Origin of the sequence: Vibrio sp. 1F279 (genome assembly GCF_041439815.1) — a bacterium.
GTDB classification, from domain to species: Bacteria; Pseudomonadota; Gammaproteobacteria; order Enterobacterales; family Vibrionaceae; genus Vibrio; species Vibrio tasmaniensis_A.
Genome location: NZ_JBGOOU010000022.1, coordinates 46390 through 64307 on the forward strand (window position 1 = coordinate 46390; position 17918 = coordinate 64307).

At 42.1% G+C, this 17918-nt stretch carries 16 protein-coding genes; 3 read left to right on the top strand and 13 right to left on the bottom strand.

The window, feature by feature from the left end:
- Window positions 1-79: 79 nt before the first annotated feature.
- The 3 genes from ACED60_RS15985 to ACED60_RS15995 form a co-directional block, all read right to left on the bottom strand.
- A complete protein-coding gene (locus ACED60_RS15985) occupies window positions 80-1363 on the bottom strand; it encodes a TRAP transporter large permease (RefSeq protein ID WP_009847244.1) in 1284 nt (427 codons plus the stop codon).
- 8 nt (window positions 1364-1371) lie between these two features.
- A complete protein-coding gene (locus ACED60_RS15990) occupies window positions 1372-1881 on the bottom strand; it encodes a TRAP transporter small permease (protein ID WP_009847245.1) in 510 nt (169 codons plus the stop codon).
- 64 nt (window positions 1882-1945) lie between these two features.
- A complete protein-coding gene (locus tag ACED60_RS15995; RefSeq protein WP_371727975.1) occupies window positions 1946-2911 on the bottom strand; it encodes a sialic acid TRAP transporter substrate-binding protein SiaP in 966 nt (321 codons plus the stop codon).
- A 253-nt stretch (window positions 2912-3164) separates the two neighbouring features.
- Here ACED60_RS15995 and ACED60_RS16000 point away from each other — a divergent pair, with 253 nt between their 5' ends.
- The 3 genes from ACED60_RS16000 (at window position 3165) to nagA (ending at window position 5932) form a co-directional block, all read left to right on the top strand.
- Window positions 3165-3845: an N-acetylmannosamine-6-phosphate 2-epimerase gene (locus tag ACED60_RS16000; protein WP_371727999.1), complete on the top strand. Its 681-nt coding sequence runs from the start codon at window positions 3165-3167 to the stop codon at window positions 3843-3845.
- Between the two features lie 2 nt (window positions 3846-3847).
- On the top strand, window positions 3848-4711 hold the full coding sequence (locus ACED60_RS16005; protein WP_371727976.1) for an N-acetylmannosamine kinase: 864 nt from the start codon (window positions 3848-3850) through the stop codon (window positions 4709-4711).
- Window positions 4712-4789: 78 nt separating this feature from the next.
- The gene (nagA, locus tag ACED60_RS16010) at window positions 4790-5932 is read left to right on the top strand and encodes an N-acetylglucosamine-6-phosphate deacetylase (RefSeq protein WP_371727977.1); all 1143 of its coding nucleotides are present in this window, start codon (window positions 4790-4792) and stop codon (window positions 5930-5932) included.
- A gap of 556 nt (window positions 5933-6488) precedes the next feature.
- On the opposite strand, the gene ACED60_RS16015 is transcribed toward nagA, so the two are convergent.
- From ACED60_RS16015 to ACED60_RS16060, 10 genes are all read right to left on the bottom strand, one after another.
- Window positions 6489-6791, bottom strand: a complete 303-nt coding sequence (locus ACED60_RS16015; protein WP_102582368.1) for a hypothetical protein — start codon at window positions 6789-6791, stop codon at window positions 6489-6491.
- Window positions 6792-7327: 536 nt separating this feature from the next.
- Complete coding sequence (locus ACED60_RS16020; RefSeq protein ID WP_371727978.1) at window positions 7328-7828, bottom strand: hypothetical protein; 501 nt, start codon at window positions 7826-7828, stop codon at window positions 7328-7330.
- Complete coding sequence (locus ACED60_RS16025) at window positions 7825-8151, bottom strand: hypothetical protein (RefSeq protein WP_371727979.1); 327 nt, start codon at window positions 8149-8151, stop codon at window positions 7825-7827. The genes ACED60_RS16020 and ACED60_RS16025 overlap by 4 nt, the downstream gene beginning before the upstream one ends.
- A 393-nt stretch (window positions 8152-8544) precedes the next feature.
- Window positions 8545-8796, bottom strand: a complete 252-nt coding sequence (locus ACED60_RS16030; protein WP_371727980.1) for a hypothetical protein — start codon at window positions 8794-8796, stop codon at window positions 8545-8547.
- Window positions 8797-9102: 306 nt separating this feature from the next.
- Window positions 9103-9501 (bottom strand): hypothetical protein, encoded by a 399-nt coding sequence (locus ACED60_RS16035; RefSeq protein WP_371727981.1) that lies wholly within the window; start codon window positions 9499-9501, stop codon window positions 9103-9105.
- Between the two features lie 482 nt (window positions 9502-9983).
- Window positions 9984-10601, bottom strand: coding sequence for a type I-F CRISPR-associated endoribonuclease Cas6/Csy4 (cas6f, locus tag ACED60_RS16040; RefSeq protein WP_371727983.1), 618 nt, complete (start codon window positions 10599-10601; stop codon window positions 9984-9986).
- Window positions 10602-10610: 9 nt separating this feature from the next.
- Window positions 10611-11642 carry a type I-F CRISPR-associated protein Csy3 gene (gene csy3, locus ACED60_RS16045; protein WP_371727984.1) on the bottom strand — a complete coding sequence of 344 codons (1032 nt, stop codon included), beginning with the start codon at window positions 11640-11642 and terminating at the stop codon, window positions 10611-10613.
- A 6-nt stretch (window positions 11643-11648) separates the two neighbouring features.
- Window positions 11649-13736 (bottom strand): type I-F CRISPR-associated protein Csy2, encoded by a 2088-nt coding sequence (locus ACED60_RS16050; protein WP_371727985.1) that lies wholly within the window; start codon window positions 13734-13736, stop codon window positions 11649-11651.
- Window positions 13737-13738: 2 nt separating this feature from the next.
- Window positions 13739-14950: a TniQ family protein gene (locus tag ACED60_RS16055; RefSeq protein ID WP_371727986.1), complete on the bottom strand. Its 1212-nt coding sequence runs from the start codon at window positions 14948-14950 to the stop codon at window positions 13739-13741.
- A 128-nt stretch (window positions 14951-15078) separates the two neighbouring features.
- Window positions 15079-17859: a DEAD/DEAH box helicase gene (locus tag ACED60_RS16060; protein ID WP_371727987.1), complete on the bottom strand. Its 2781-nt coding sequence runs from the start codon at window positions 17857-17859 to the stop codon at window positions 15079-15081.
- Between the last annotated feature and the right edge of the window lie 59 nt (window positions 17860-17918).

Consider the following 17918-nt stretch of genomic DNA (forward strand, 5'->3'; position numbering starts at 1 on the left):
CTTACCTTAATTTTATTGTCTTAAATATGGAATAAACCGGAACCCATTCCATCTACTTAGTCGTTTATTTAATCTGCGGCTACTTTCCGTAATCAAGCATCAATTCTGGAAGAAAAAGCGTGAATTGAGGGAATACCGCAATAAGTGCCAGCACGATAAATAATGGCACCAAAAGTGGAATGACCCCTTTGGTCAAGGTATGGAACGGAATGTCTCCAACCTTCGAAACCACATACAAAGCCATGCCCATTGGCGGAGTTAAAATACCAATCATTAAGTTCAAAATAGCCATTACACCGAAGTGAACCGGATCAATACCCACAGCCGCGGCAACAGGTACAAGGAACGGAACCAATAAAAGAAGCAAGGCTAGCGATTCGATAAATGTGCCCAAAAACAGGAGCAGTAAGTTAATCAGTAGCAAGAGTACAAGCGGGTTATCACTGATTGTTAAGAAATAGTCAGCCATCATTTGAGGCAATTGTTCTCGAGCCACAATCCAACCAAATACCGTTACCCCCATGACCATCAACGCGACAACGGCAGTGGTATTAACGGTTTCTTTTAAAATACCGACAAAGCTTGTAAGCGTAACTTGACGGTAAACCACAACACCTAAGAACAAAGCGTATAAAGAAGAAACAACGGCCGCTTCTGTTGGAGTGAATTTCCCGGAGAAAATGCCACCAATAATGATAACTGGCGTCAACAAAGACAAGAAAGCTTCTTTTAGTGATTTAAATCGCTCACCACGAGTCGCTTTAGGTAAGGTCATGTAGCCACGTTTCTTACAGATGAAATAGCTCATTACCATTAATGAGGCTGCACACATCAATCCAGGGATGGCTCCCGCCAAAAACAAAGCACCGATCGATGTATTTGAAACCACACCATAAATGACAAGCGGCACAGAAGGTGGAACCAAAGGACCAATAATGCAAGAAGCGGCGGTTAATCCACCAGCAAAGTCATCATCATACTTTGCATCTCGCATTGATTTGATTTCAAGTTGCCCAAGGCCACCCGCATCCGCAAGCGCCGATCCAGACATGCCAGAGAAAAGTAAACTTGCCATAATATTTACATGGCCCAAGCTACCGGTAATGTGCCCGACCATGGATTTAGCAAAGTTAAAAATACGTTCTGTAATACCAGCACTGTTCATTAAGTGCCCAGTTAATACAAAAAACGGAACCGACAACAAAGTGAAGTTGTTGATGCCACCCAGCATTTGCTGAGCCGCGAAGTTAATTCCGGTACTTTGAGTCAATACCAAAAATACGAGTGCAACGAAAATAAGTGAAAAACCGACGGGCATCCCTGCAAACAGAAGTGCTAACCAGCCAAAAATTGAACCTGCCATAATGACTCCTACCTAACGACTGTTTGAGATGATTGTTCAGATGACTTAGCTGTACTTACACGAAACTCACCGACTAACTGAACCATTTTTTCCAGTTGACGTGCCACCATAAACAGCCCCGCAAGTGGTAAACTGTAATTCATCCACTTACTCGAAATTTCTAACGTGATCAGTTCAAAAAAAGCGGTACGTTGAACGTGCTGGTAGCCTAAATAAATGATGGCAAAAATAGACACGAGTACAGCTAACTCCAAAGTAAACGCTAACGAAAAGCGTATTTTGTTGGGTAATTTATCTGAGAAAAAAGTAATTTTGACGTGCGAGCCCGTTTTGATGGCCATCGCACAACCAATTAACGACATATACATAAAAAGAACTCGTGCGAGCTCTTCACTCCAAAGCGAAGGATCATTCAATAACCAACGGGTTCCGATCTGCCAAGTCAGTACTAGGAGCAGAATGGCCATTAAAGGCACGGTGATGATCTCTTCGATATTATCAATAATCTTACGTAACATTTTTTAGCTCCAAGGCTGGCCTCTAATGGCCAGCCAAGCTTATTTACTACCAATAGACGATGGCTTACATGCTCGCCAGTTTTTTCACAATTGGCTGACCAATTTTGTCTTCAAACTTCGTGTATAGCGGCTCCATCGCTTGACGGAAAGGAGCAAGGTCGGGGTAAGTAACATTCACGCCTTGAGACTCAAAGAAAGCAACTAACTCAGCTTCTTGTTTTTTCACTGAAGCAGTATGAGCAGCGCCCGCTTTCGCTACCGCGGCAGTCACGATCTTACGATCAGCCTCGGACAGTTTTTGCCAAGTTGTCTCAGAAATGATCACCATTTGATCGTTCACAATGTGGTTTGTGATCGCGAGGTTCTTCTGAACTTCATAGAACTTCATTGTTTTAATGGTCGGCAATGGGTTTTCTTGGCCATCAACGGCGTTGGTTTGCAGTGCTAGGTACACTTCAGAAAACGCCATTGGTGTCGGGGATGCACCAGACAGTTTTGCGTAGTTTAAGTTTGGTTTAGCGTTTGGAACACGAAGCTTCAAGCCTTTAAAGTCTGAGATTGATTCAAGAGGGCGGTTAGACGTTGTTTCACGTGTTCCGTTGTACCAAGTATCTAGCGCTCGCCAATTGAACTTAGTCAACATTTCCTCACGGATGCCTTGGCCAAAATCAGATTCGAACATACGGCGTAGATGCTCATAGTCTTTCGCAACGTATGGCAATGTTACGGCTTCTGCGCGAGGAATCCAAAGACCCATACGACCAAATTCTGCGTAAGTGATATCCAAATCACCTAGGCTTAGCTGTTGTAACATTGCGCGGTCATCACCTAACTGTGCGCTTGGAAAAAGTGACAGTTTGATGTCCCCGTTACTCATCTCGTCAATGGTATCCGCAAGCAGTTTCGCAGAAGTGTATTCCACAGAGCCTACTGAGGCTTGCATCCCCATTTTAAGCGTTGTAGCCGCTTGTGTAGAAACAGCAAATCCGAGAGTCAGCATAGCAATAGTGATTTTGTTCATGGCTTTCATATTATTCCCTTATATTGGTTTTCGGTCTGATTTCACCACTTTCAAAAAAAATTTTTATTTTGTTTGAAAAAAATCTTCGTTATGGGTTATTATTGCGGTGAAGATTATTTTCAAACCTAGATTTAACAAAATGTGATCACGGACAGATATTCAATTCAAATAGCACTACAGTTGCTCATTCATTGCTGTGATGCATTCAAGTAATACCGTGACAAAACTTATACAGACGAGGCCCATCGTGAGAAATAAAGCAATTTGTATCAATGACTTAAAAGGCATTTTACACGGAAAAACCATTGTCTCTATTCAACCAGTTGAACTCAGCCCACTTGCGAAAACTGAGATTATTGTCGCAATGGCACAAGCCGCAGAACAAGCTGGAGCGAAAGCACTCCGCATTGAAAGTATCAACAATGTGAAGGCGGTTTCTGAACATGTCAGCATACCAATTATTGGTATTGTGAAGCGTGATTTAGAGAATAGTCCGGTAAGAATTACGCCTTATTGCAGCGATGTCACTGCACTGGCAGAGGCTGGGGCAACCATCATAGCGTTTGACGCAACTGACCGAATTCGACCAGAAAGCCGCGATGCAATCGTCACCGCAATTAAGGAAACAGGTTGCTTTGCGATGGCGGACAGTTCATGTTTTGAAGACGGTCTTTGGGCCCATCAGCATGGCGTCGAGATCATTGGATCAACGTTGTCAGGTTATGTTGGAGAAAGTGAACCAACTGAACCAGACTTTGAACTGGTTAAACAGTTTTCTAAAGCGGGTTTCTTTACTATGGCAGAAGGCAGGTACAACACACCTGAACTTGCCGCTAAGGCCATTGAGTGTGGTGCAACAGCAGTAACCGTTGGTTCAGCCTTGACACGATTAGAAGTCGTAACGAACTGGTTTAATAAAGCAACTCAAGCAGTAGAGGCGTAATAATGAACATCCTAGCCATTGACATTGGCGGCACAAAAATCGCGTTGGGGTTTGTCTCAAATGGCAAGCTCTGTGAGCGAATGCAAATCCCGACCATTGACGTAACTTCTGCAAATCAATTTGCAAACCATGTACTGCAGCACTGCGAACCTTGGTTAGAAGATGTGGATCAAATTGGCATCTCCACTACGGGGTTGGTTACAGAACAAGGGATCAGCGCCATTAACCCAGACACATTGGCCTTTCCCACTCCTTTCCCACTCCATACTGAAATCAAAGCACAAACAGGCAAGCCAGTCGCAATGCTAAACGATGCGCAGGCAGCGGCATGGTATGAATACTTGCACTTAACCGATCAAGAAAAAAACATGGCCTATCTAACGGTATCAACCGGTGTCGGTGGCGGCTTGATTCTTGATGGGAAGCTTCATCGCGGACAAAACAACTTTGCCGGACATATAGGTCATTTAGTGATTGATCCCAACGGGCCAATTTGTGGCTGTGGTCAAAGAGGTTGTGTCGAAGCCATCGCCTCAGGGACAGCCATCAATAAATACGCCCAACAGACAATTAATAACACCATTTCTAACGTCGAACTTTTTGAGCAAGCGCACCTTAACCCCTCTGCCGAACACATTATTCAGCAAAGCGCCCAAGCTATCGCCACGTTATGTTGTAATTTAAAAGCCACCCTTGATTTAGATGTGATCGTAATCGGGGGGGGAGTGGGTCTTGCGGCTGGTTATTTAGAGCGGGTAGCACAGCACATTGAGATGCGTCCGCGTCCATTTCAAGTCAAGTTAGCACCAGCAAAGGGCAATCATGATGCTTGCCTATTAGGGGCCGCCGCTCTTTTTGAACACTGAGTTTAAGTGTATTTGGGCTCTGTATATACCACGTATTTTATCAAGACTGCTCTTCAATTAAGAGCGAAAGGACTATTCATGACACTCAAAGCAATCTCAGCGCTGCGTATTTTTGATGGTGAGAAGATGCACTACGAATCCGCATTACTTTGGCAGGAAAACCACATCGTCTCAATCGTGCCTGAGAATCGTATTCCTGCGCAAGCCGAAGTCATACGCTACCCTTCATCTACGCTTACACCAGGGTTTATCGACCTCCAAGTAAACGGTGGCGGCGGTGTCATGTTCAACCAACAAACCGACGTCAAAGGCATTGAAACCATCTGCCATGCCCATAGAAAACATGGTACTGCTTACTTGCTACCTACGTTAATCAGCGACAGTTCAGAAAAGATCAAACAAGCCTTGTTGGCTACTCGTTCCGCTCTAGAAAATAAAACTAAGGGCGTATTGGGTGTCCACTTAGAAGGACCATGGTTAAGCCCGGAAAAAAAAGGCGCTCATGATACCAGTCATTTTTACGACCCTACCGTCGCTGGACTCCTCGACCTTCCTTGGCTAACTCAGGGAAAAACGCTTATTACTTTAGCTCCTGAAGCTGTAAATTCGGCCGCTATTGACTGGCTTTCTCGTAAAGGGGTATTGGTGTCTTGTGGCCATAGTAATGCAACAGAGCAGCAACTAAGCGAAGAAACCTTATCCCATATTGATGGCTTCACACACCTATACAACGCAATGTCTCCTCTAACCGGCAGAGAGCCGGGCGTTGTTGGCACAGCGTTAACGACTGATCACGCGTGGTGCTCAATTATTACCGATGGGATTCACGTTGCCCCTACAAACATCAAGCTTGCCCACCGAGCAAAACCGAAAGGGAAATTGCTAATTGTCTCAGATGCTATGGGCTCAGTCGGTAGCGCAGACAATAGCTTCGTTCTCAACAACGAAATTATCAAAGTTGTTGAGAACAAATTGGTCAATTCGAATGGCAACCTAGCTGGTGCGCATATTGGCATGGATCAATCTGTTGCTAATATTATTGCATGGGGAATTGATGAAGAAGAAGCTTTTAAAATGGCATCGACTTACCCTGCACATGCGTTGCGAAGTGGGAGCTCCCTCGGTTACTTGAAAGAAGGATATATTGCAGCAGCAACAATTCTAAATGATAGCTATCATACACAAGCAGTTCTCGTTGACGGAGAAATTTGGAAAAGCTAACTCAAGTCATATCGCAAACGGCAGATATCAACTCACGAAGCTCCGAGTCTGCAGTAGCAATAATAAACTAACGAACTTATAGGGGTGGGATAATTTCTTAGTTTGGTCGAACATAGTAAAGTCACTTTTATTGTGACTCTACAGTAAAAGTCGAGTCTGAAAACTCATAGTGCAGATAGCAAAAAGCCGCTCATTAAGAGCGGCTTTTTTAATGTGATGCTTGCAGGATAAGTCAGCATAACTCGAACAAAACATCAAAGACTTACAATACTATTTGCAGTATAAGTTCGCATAACATTGCATCGAAAGTCTGCAAATTTGAACAACGACTAAGATTCAACGTAGTAAATTTACTACGCTCCAAATTAATCCTCTAGCAGACATAATCGACATGTGTGTAACAAACTTTTGGATAGAGATGATTTAGAGTTTCAACTCTCATCAGGTGACTTTGAATAAGTTGAGGTTGAAAAAAATGAACACTTACAGTCTACAAATTCGAAGGCTATTCAGCTATCAGTAAAGTAAACAATAGGGGCTAAAAGCCCCTATTAAATTATTTATCTAGTTTACCATGCAGATGATCTATGAAATCTTGAGTTTTAACTTTTGAACTTGAGCGAAACTCTTTGATTTTATTGTAAGCATTCTTACAAATAGTATCTGAGTATGATTTATCCGCCTCGTCAATATAGCGAACAATTACATCCCTTACTTCATATAATTCACTTCGATTAAGATACTCTCGATCTTCCTTAACTGCTGGCTCATCACCACCAGTTCTAGTTTCTGAAAGCTTTGGGTCCGCATTTTCTCGTAGCCACTTTCCTACTTTTTTAGCATTTTCTTTCTTTGACATGTGTGCCTCAGTTTAAATTAATAGAAAAACAAACCTCACCTATGCAAGGCATTGATATACATGAGGGTTATTATTCGTAATTTCAATAGGCTGAAAGGCTTTCATCCTATATTACATAACAGAGATTCAAAGCAGGCAGTGTTAGAAGAATGGACAACTTTTAATAAGGTAAAGCCCATGAATAAGTAAAAGGTCTAAAGCATAGTGGACGACAAGCCATAGTGTAGAACATTATTCGAAGCACACTAAGGGCATTTTTGATTCTGACTGATTTGTCCAACAGGCTGTTGGACAATTGGGAGCTTACTTCATCAAAAAACGGTCCTGAACTTAGAAAATCCTATAACTTGTACTATGCCCCTGAAAAGTTTTGACACAAAGACGCTATTTGGCAAGATCGGTGGAAGTTGTGAACACCAAGATCGGTGTCAGCACGTCCTTGGACAGAAGCGTTTTAGAGTTGGCGCATTAAAACGCTTCTAGTAGATTAGGAAAAGTACCGAGCATGTTGAATCCTTGACCGTTTTATATACCTTTTACTCCATATTTTCCCATTCAGTGTAAACATTGAGAATTGGCTTGTATCGTGATGTTAAAGGGTCAAAGTATTCTTTAAGTTCTTTATTTTCCAATAAATTTCGTATCTCGTAGCGATAGTTTTTCTTAAATCTAACTTTGTCGACCTTACCATCAATGTATTTAGAACAAGCATCATCGTATGTGTTCATAAGCGTTTGAACAGCAGCATTGAAGTTTTTTCGATAGATCTCCAATGTTTTAGTGTCCTCAACACTTAAATCTTGCTCACTTTCCTCTCTAGCGACTAGAGGAGCCATTATAATTGATATATCGTTGACTTTTGACTTTGCACTTTCGATAGCTTGCCTCATCTCTAACTCTACCATGCCATGTTGTAAGTCTAAGTTTTCTTTAGATATTTTATTGGCAGCTTTACTTGAAGTCTTGGCGAAATATGCTGCACCGATTGACACCAACAAGCTTCCAAATGCAACGATATCAGATGGTTCTAAGCTCATTTCCCACCTTTACTTCGTTTCATTGCACTGATGACATCAAGAATATCGCTGTTATCTGAAGCTGTTGTACCGCTTTTCTGAAAATGCTCTAAACTCGGCTGAGAACGACTTTCAGAAATTGGATACGGTAATTGTTTAATAAGACGTTCTAGCTCTTCGATAATGCGGATTTTTTCCGCTTCATCGAGTGGCTTTTTAGAAGACGCATAAACTAAACTATCTATATCTCGAATTATTTTTTCTAGTTCTTCTTTAGGATTGGAAGATGCTAAAAGCCTATCAAGGTAAGACTGTGCTCTTTCAGTTCTGTTCATTGATGCCATATTTAACCTTTTTATATTTTTCAGAGTGATAGATTATAATTTCATTGCTTAAACAATTACTAGACTTGTGTCATATTCGAGAGGTATAGCAGCTATTAGACAGACAACATATACCAGAACTTATCCATCTAAAACTCCTTACGTAATCCTTTGAACCATTTATCCATCGCAGCCAAGCTTTGCACAAGTAGCTGTATATAATTCTGCGATAGGATAAGCAGTCCACAAAATGCAGACACTATCGGCCTAACACACCATAGTAGATCAATAAATGACAACCGTAACGAGTCAAGATTATAGAGCTAAGCAACTCTGGGGCAAAAACGTGTTTCAGATGATTGGTTTAAAGGTGTTCGCCCCGTGAAGGTTCGGGGCAGAAGTGCGTTGCAGTTATTAAATGGGGAAGTGCTTTTCCTCATACTCTTCAACCAATGCCGCTAGCCTTTCTAGCTCTTCACCTTCAGGAGTGCTAGGTTCGGCCACATCAAACAGTGATTCAATTCGCTTTAACGCGGCCTTGTAATCACTTTCAGAGATTTCAAGGCCCAACTCATCCAATGTTACCTCGGCTAGATCATCACTATGCGCAGTAAGGGGTGTCATCCCCTCCAGCAGTTCTTTTTCAGACAACCGTTTTTTGCTCATAGTACGCCTTTCCATTCAAAATGAGATTAGATTATTTATAGCATACTGAGTTATTCGTTATAGCGTAAGGGGGGTGTCCTGAAATGAAATGGGGCAGAAATAATTCACGAAACAGGTTGTACCGCAATTGTGCAACAGGCTGTTGCACAATTAGAAGATTGGAGTTGTTGCAGAATTGGCAACAACTGAGTTTTTCCTCGAAACCTTAGTAATTGATACTAGAAAAGGATGTATCCGAGTATTAAGCCCACAACCATTATGATGATACTGGTTAATGTCATATTGTTGTCGACCCATTCATCAAGCTTATTCATTCGAAGTTCCTCTTTCTTTGCTAATCATGTCAAAACCATGTTCAATACCATGAGTTACTTCACGTAAGAGTGTCTTATTTGGTGAATTAAAATTAGCTATAACCCGACCAATTTCATTGCCCAAATCACAAAGCTCAATATCACCATAAGGAAGGCGATCAAGTGCTAACTTGAGGTTTGAAAGAAAAATATCTGGGTTCACCAAACCTGAACTAAGCTCATCGAAAACCTCATCTCGGTTAGCCATTAAATCATCTGTAATCCGCTCTACCTCGTCGGCGAAAGACACCAAATCAGGCTTTGTTTCGGTCTTGGTGAGTAAATCACTGTGGGCATTATAAGGAGTAATCCCTTCTAACAGCTCTTTTTCGGTCAGCTTTTTCTTGCTCATCTCATACAACCTAGCAGGGGTTTCAGATAAGTTACAGTATAGCAAATTCAGCTAGACTACCGTTAGAGTGAATGCGCTGAAACAAACTTCGCGGCATTTCCATGTTAGAAAATGGGACGAATAAAACCGGTTGTAAACAAACAAAAACCACCAAGCTTAAACTTGATGGTTTTTATTCTAACTGCTTGTTCAGCAGGCAGGTTGCTTTCTTCCTGGCCTATTCTTAGCTGCCTATTCGACAGGACACTGACCATTAGACATCATGTGAACTTGTCTTTCTTTCTTAGCTGCCTATTCGGCAGGACACCTAACTCAAAACCTTCAATTTCAGTCAAAATATTTCTTAGCTGCCTATTCGGCAGGACACTGTAGAATATAGTCTCTAACCACCTGATTCAGCGTGCTTTAAGTCATAATTAACCAAAGTACCCTTTTTCTTCTTACTTCTGTAAGCCCTTGTTTTTACTTCTCTAAAAAGAGCTTTAGAAAGAGGGGCAAAAACGTAACTCAGGTACCGTCCCTTTTCTTTCTTGGTTTGTGGCTAAACCATAGCTATTAAAGTTTGCTGCACCGCGCTCACCGACAAACTCCTTTTGTACAAACAAAATATAACTTTCCCCTGATGAACCGCTGGAGATTGGTATTCGATGGAAGCTATCGATGACACGCTCTTCGTTCGTTACTGGTAACGATGGTTCAACACCAGATAGTTCGGCTCTCGCCATGCTACGCTTGATTCGGCGTTTCTTAGAGCCTAAAAAGCTTTTCCCGATCGTTTGGTTACGGACAAACCTCACCTCAGCCGCAGTGTCTGGCACCTCACAAACACTAGATACCTCAAATAAACCCTCATTTATCATCAAAGAAAAATAAGGCTGAAAAGAGAGCCCAATCATCACCTCTTTATCTTCAGCAACAAAAGCTATGGTTTGACCAACCGTAACATCACTCCAGTCGGGAAAGCTCACACCTATTTTATTCATGGCTTGTCGGTTATTGACCATAAACAAGTGCATTTGGGATATACACCTTCCAGCCAATAATTCATGGTCGGCTTGTGCAGGCATGTAACGTATTAAGAAATAGTAACGCTTAGTCATATCTATCCCTTACTTCGCTTTAGAACAATTGAATAGGCCGCCTTTGAGCAAGACAGACATGATGAAGTGCACATCATTTGGGATGACTTGAGAAGCTGTCATACTTTCAATCCAGTTCTCTGTATTTCTGAGCAGTTGATAGAAGTCATTTCCATGGGACACGTGTCGCCTTGCTATAACGTATTCTCGATCTGCCCCATATTCGTTCACTCTTAAGGGTTTATCTGCGTTTTCATGCCACCAATCGTCAATCGATTGCAACGCGGCTCCAACTTTTTGACCATGAAACGCAACGGTTTCCTTTCCGTTCAATAGTTCGACGGTAGCTAACTGCTTAGTCGGAACACCATCTTCTCGGCTATCTAAAAACTCTTGGCTTGGGTAAACCTCATCTCCCCAACCAACTCCAATTTTAGCTTTGACATCCATGTAGAAATATTCGGTCGGATCGGAAAAGGCTCGCATCAAATAGGCTGTGAGCTTTTCTAGGCATTCTGCTGAAGCCTCATCCCAATGACCATACCAAGAAAGCCTTGTTGCGTTTTCTATAGTCAAGGTTTGCGAATCACTGGTGGTCACTTCTATCGACAATTGTCGACACTCTCTATTTCTCCAAAGCCAACTGCCAAGTAGTATATTCTTCGCGTATCGATGAGCGAGTTCCTGATAGCCATTGAGCTCTTTATAAGTATTAGCCAGTAACGAAAGTTTACTGCGCACTTCATCGTCACTACAGATATCTGGGGTTAGAGAATTTGCTCGAATTCGAAGGGGGAATGCACAATAGATATCATCGACACCTGGCTTTACATAACACTCTTCGATGAACTGAGGATTGGAGTGAGCTAAATCTTGTGGAGCAACATTCTTTTTTACAAACTTGCCCCCTTTATATGCTTCTGCATAACCACCCTTTGGTGCTCGCAGCCTAGTTCTATCAATTTCAAGGGGACACATCTCACCACTTTTAGATAGATAGTAGAAATATGCTTTGCCAGCAGAGAGTGATCGAACATAGTTCAGCTGAGTGCAAAGTTCCATAAACGATTAATCCCTATAGTTTTTTATAAGAATAGTTTCGCTACTGCATTCTATCGACCAAAAGGCGTGCTTTAAAAAGTGATCTCTTCCACTAAAACGTACTTCTATCGGGTTTACTCGCTGAGCAAGCCCTATCGCATTCTCTGCATAAGCGTGACAACTGGTGATTGAGTTGCCCCGTTTAGTTGGTTGTGCTAACAAATGGTAGCCAATAGAAACTGGCAAATTATCAGCGTCTTTAGTAATAAAACGCTCTAGCTCATCAAAATCACTCGGCTGGTTTTCACTTGGATATAACCATCGCCCGTATGCTGGTAACCCTTTTATGACGTGGAAAAGCTCACTCCTGCTGGTAAATGTCCTTAACCACTCAATCTGCGTCGATAGCTGTGGTTGGTATAATGCCCCTCCGGCGAAAGCAACGGGAAGTGCCGTTTTAAGCGCGGACTTAAAATCTGAAATTCGGGTGTCGCTATGGACTCTGATAACTAAGTCTATTTCTAGGTCCGCCAATCGTTCACTACGAATGGTTGGTCGCTTAGCGTTCGAAACCGTTCGCGCTTTCGCGACTGAGTTGGGTTCGGTAAGCTTCGCTGTCGGTTGAATCTTCTCGCTTCGAACATAAAAAGAGAAACTCGAAAACTCAAACGGGGAATCACAATTAACTAGCTTATTAAACTCTCTTTGGTAATGGTGCATGAACCCCCAAATAGCCGTCAAAGAAGGAGCGCCACACAGGTATGAGCTACTCATTGCGACCGCATCTTGCACTCTCATTGATGACAAATAGATATACTGCTCACACGTTACCTTATCTTCATTGCCATTTGGTTTACTGAGCTGTTCAAGTATCCATACGATTTGGGCTTTGACGACCTGCATTAGCTTAGGATGATAGGCAAACTTGGCGGCATACTTGTTATTCTGAAACGCGAGATGTAAGCAACGGTTAAACTCACTAGCTAAAGAGCCCAGATCCGATTCTGGTTGGGTCAAAAAGGCTTGAGCTAAAGTGTCATCACGTTCCAATTGCTGTTGATTAGGGTCAGCATCAACAATATCTCTTAACTCAATTAATGGAAGCATCCACAAGGCTATCTGCTTTCGCAATATCTTACTTCTAACCTTACGAGCGCTCTCCCTTTGCTTCTGTGTTTTTGATGGTTCTGATCCAATTAAGTGATTTAACACCTGACAAATTTTGGCGTTATTTACCTGATAGTCATCAAAGTAGCGGCCACTCTTTTTGCGACTTTCAGTTAACGTCCCACCCTGCGCTGGTTTGACGTCTAGCGGGTAATTTAAGACTTTCATATACCCACCTAAACTGCCACACAGATTCCCGATACTTGCCGAGTTTGGCAGCGATGAAGAAACAAAGCTTAGCTTACTTTCTCGACTTCTCGATCTCACTTCTAATTCTCTTTGGATGGCATGACTGACCACTGGGGTCACCGAAACATAATCATCCCCCCATGGAAACCGCAGTTGCTTGCTGTAAGTGCTGATACTGTCAGGAAAACTATTTTCAGGGAGCTGTTCTTCAATTGTATGTTTTAAGCGAGCAAGTGAATTAGCACCTAAACCAAATTCTTTGAGCAGCTCAACCCAAACAGGGGTTTCTTGCTGAACAAGTGAAAGAAGACTCTCGGACTGTGATTGCCAGCGGAAAGGATTCAATAACCACAATGTATGGCGATACACTGCAGAGTTATGCGCCCACCCCAAGCGTTGCTCTAATGCTGCGCTTGAAATAAATGCCTCGGTTGTCACAAGAGGCTGTGCAATTATTCGCTGATCTTTAACTCGGCAGTCTGGAAACTTGAGATTATGAGTGTGGAACCATTTGACCTCATCAAGGGATGCCTCTAGGTTCTCTGCGGCTTTTAAATGCCTTTTAGCACGGGCAACATCCAACCAATCCGAGCATCTATCCGCTTGATGGCTTGAACTGAGATTGAGCAAGATCGTTAGCGCTTCTTTTTCAAACCCTTCAACACAGACATCTTCCGTATAGGGCATGAACATCTTCTTTAGAGAAGCCTGCTTTACTACTTCGTCTTCGATTGCCAATAGGTCACTTAATTTTGTCATAATTACCACTCTGGTAGATACACGCTTAAACCATCACTTTCAGAGCTCATTCGCGTCAACTTTGTTTCAATGATACTTCTCAGAGTAAACGCCGATTCGTGACTTGCAATCTTTGTGTGCATTCGCGGCCTGATCGCGGCTTTGATCTCACCAAACTCATACAACCGATATACCTCATCTGTTGTACAAGAAAGCAATGTAGAAGCTTCTAAGGGGCTGAGCAGCACATCACCTATATTACCTTTCGCGCTTGAAGATACTGTTGCCATCAACTGTGTAAAGTAAGCTAACACCTGAGTAAGCACGATATTGTGACTCAACTGCCGACTGGGTAACTGACGGCAATCTTTAAGCAGAGCACCAAAAGCTTCATTGAAAAACATCTTCTTCCAATCTTTTACTCGGACGAGCTCTGTCTTCTCTTTCAAAACATCGAAGTCTTGCCACAATGACGTTGGCCAAGAGCCGCAGTATTCGATGAATGACTCAAAACAGAGACCATCGATATCACCATAGCGATTTACATACCAAAGTAAGAAACCATAGCGCTCAGATAACGTCATTTCTCCTTTTAATAATCCCAAGGGTTTTGAATCATTCCCTGACAACCATTGAGCAACTAATACCTCAACCTCTGGCGCATCTTCTACTGGCGAGTTTCGGAGTTCATAACCACATTCACATTGGCTAATACTCTCGGTACTTTGGTATTCAAGCCTCGAATTACACTCAGGGCAGTGATGAATCAGCTTACAGCCATGATGTTCACAAGCTTGGTGAGAGATAAATTGCCACTGCTGATGAATGTAGGAAGCTTCGCCAATACATAGGGGGCAAATAGGCGTGAAGCGCTTACGAACAAAAGCATAAGGATAGTCAGAACCAAACCTATGTACGGCTTTGTATTGCGGAGAGAATTGATCTTTTGAATGTGATAGCGCTAGGCGCAGTACACCAAAGTTGTTGAGTCTTAATTGGTTCTCAAGATAAATAAGAACCCGCACCCGCATTTGGCTTGTGGTTTGAGCGTGGTAGATATTGACTCGGTTAAGATCTAAGGGGAAAGCACCAGCCATCGCCTCATGCTGATCCATGGTGTCGAACCAAATATCTTCGGCGAAATGAGAAAATCGCTCGTAACCTTGCTCTTGCGATAAGCGCAACAAGAAGCTTTCGAGCGATTCGTCAGGGTAAAGTTGAATGTCCGTTTTCACATGTCACCACTAAAACTTAGAATTTCTAAGTTTTAGTATTACCGTTAATCCCAATAATTCAAATTCTATGGAGCCAAATTGTGAACTTTAATAAACTCTAAAGAGGTAACGTCCTCGTAAGTCAAAAATTACTTATGAAATAATGCGGCCGCAATGGGAGCAATACTTTCAGGGTGAAGTAACTGATTCGACTTAGCCTTTAACACCTCTGAACTTTTAATTTGGGAAGCTTGAAACAAGTCCTTTAAGTCCTGCTTATTACTCTCAAAATATGAAATACCGTCATCTTTCAGCCAGTTGCAGAAATCTTGAGTGTTCAATGTAACCTCTTTATCCTGACTAACTTGGATAGCCACTAACTCTTGTCGCTGCCTCAGACCAAGAGAGTTTTGCCACCTTAAATATGAACATATTACAGCACCTTCCAGCTGAGACGACTTGCCAATGGAGGCTGTTAGTCCACCAAACTCATACGACTTAGCTTTTTTAAGTAAATACTTGAAAATAAAGTTATCGAGATCCATCATCTCGCAATTTCCACGACTCGCATGAAGAGTACGGTCAAACGTAATCTGCCACCTAGTTCTCCTTACCCCTAAATCCGTTGCAATAGCGTCATTTAGTTTAATTTGCCATATAAGGTTTTTATGGGTCTTATCTACAACTTCTATATCCAATAAGTCAAACATTCCTTGCGTAAAAAACATCACATGTTCCGATGTAATATTTAGCTCTTCTTTTACCTCTTTAGGATCAAACCCTGCGGCATATTCGAATAGCTCACGCTGTTTACTTGCTGAATTTTTGGCTTTTTCTAACGCTTCTTCGATGCGCTCTCTTGTGCGAGTTATACCGTCGCTTGTAGCTTCTAGCAGTATGTCTCCCACATCGACAAGGTCCGCGACTTCTCCCATTATGTCATCACTCAAACGCTCATTGTATTCCCCACTCAATGAAGATAAGTCACCTACAACTTGTTCAATTCTTTCGTGCATCAGATCCATTATTTGATCATCCATTGACTCAGGAGAATAAAGGTTAAAAACTACTACACGGTGTTTTTGACCATAGCGATATAAGCGACCAATGCGTTGTACCAATCTCATGGGGTTCCAAGGCAAATCATAATTAATCATAATATGACACTTGTCTTGAAGGTTAATACCTTCACCACCGGCTTCCGTTGAAATTAAGAACTGCCCCGCATCTTCAAAGTTTCTGATAGCTTCTCGGCGGACCGGATGTTTCATAGAACCATTAATCAAATTCACACAGCCATCGCCATAATGTTCTTCAAGGGCTGTCTTTAGGTAGTCTTGTGTTGAGCGATACTCTGTAAATATCAAGATTTTCTCTGACTTGTGGTTTGCGAGTATTGATGGGATCAAAACCTCTTTAAATTCCTTCAGTTTGGGATCCGTTATAAGTACTTGTTCACTCTCCGCAATCAGAATATTCAGCTGTTCTAGCTCACCGTCAAAGAATTCTTTTCCTTGTGTAGTTTGCAACTGTAGCTCTTCTGCTTCGCCAAAGTAACGTTCATCCTGCACCAATAGGTCGTCATCAACGCCTACTGATTGAGCCTCTTCAACAAGCCTACGTTTCCTATTGTGTAGTGCTTTATTAATCGCCTTTGCACTGGATGCTGCTAGCTTTCGGTATACAGTCATAACAAATCCGATTGCATTACCTGTTTGCCCCATCTCACTAGCTGTTTGGTAACCTTTTCTCAGATAGGATTGAAGTGAACAATCAAAATCTTTCAAGGCTTTGTCGTGCGTAACTCGTATTGCTTTTGTGGTTTTACCTTTAAAGATAAAATTACCTTCTAAATCGGTCACATCCGATTTATTATTTCTAATAATCATCTCAGACAGAATTTCAGGATTCAGTGCCAATGTCTCAATTTCTTCTTTTCTATCTGGATTTAGTAACATCAATAAGCTTTGAAACTTGTCAGGTTTGCCCTGGTGAGGGGTAGCACTTAATAGCACCATAGCTTTTGTTTTAGCCCTCAAAAAATTAGCAAGTTGGAATCGATTCGAGGCATCATATTTCATCCCATACTGTCTTCGACTAAGGCGATGAGCTTCGTCAAAAATAACAAGATCCCAAGGCTCTGCACGCAATAACTTTTCTAAATGATGCTCTTCTTTGAACCTATCAATTGAACCTATCACGTGTTTGTACATACCCCATTCTCGCCCTTCATCGATATTGAAGTTCTCGCCATATATTCGGAATTCGCTCAAGCCAAATTTATTATGGAGTTCTTCTTTCCACTGAGAAGTCAATCCTGCAGGTGTAACTAATAGGACACGCTCAGCTTGTCCTCTTTGCTCTAGAGCCTTTAATAACATTCCCGTTTCTATAGTTTTGCCTAGACCAACATCATCGGCAATCATCCAATTGAGGTGACCAGAAGCTAGGATATGGTGAACCAAATGTACTTGATGCGGCAAAGGATCAATGTCTAACCGTGATAACGACCCTGTATTTTCATTCCAATTCTCAATAGCGTGCGCGAGGACTTTTAACTTAAATCTCACAGGTGTAATTAAGTCACCAAAGTCATTAGTACAAAACCGATGTTCTACACCTTTAATCCAAGACAGCCGCTCAAATGGCAACCAGCGAGTAATTGACGATTCAGAAAAATTAACTAGAACCTGATGGAAGCCCGCAATTTCTTTTATTTTGAGTACAATCCCTTCTTCTAGACATGACTCTACTTTAGACGCAGGAACATGCTGCACCTCCATACCTACCATAAAACCAGAACCTACAGATGAAGCTGAAACGAGTGTCTGACCATACTCACGATTTTGCCAACCAACCTTTAATGTAACTCCGTCAATATTATCCAAAACTTGGCGCACAAGACCGCGACCAAACTTTTCGTGTAACACCCAGCAACCTCTGACGGGCTTGAGCCTCTTTTGAACATGCATGGTCTTTTCCTCTTAGC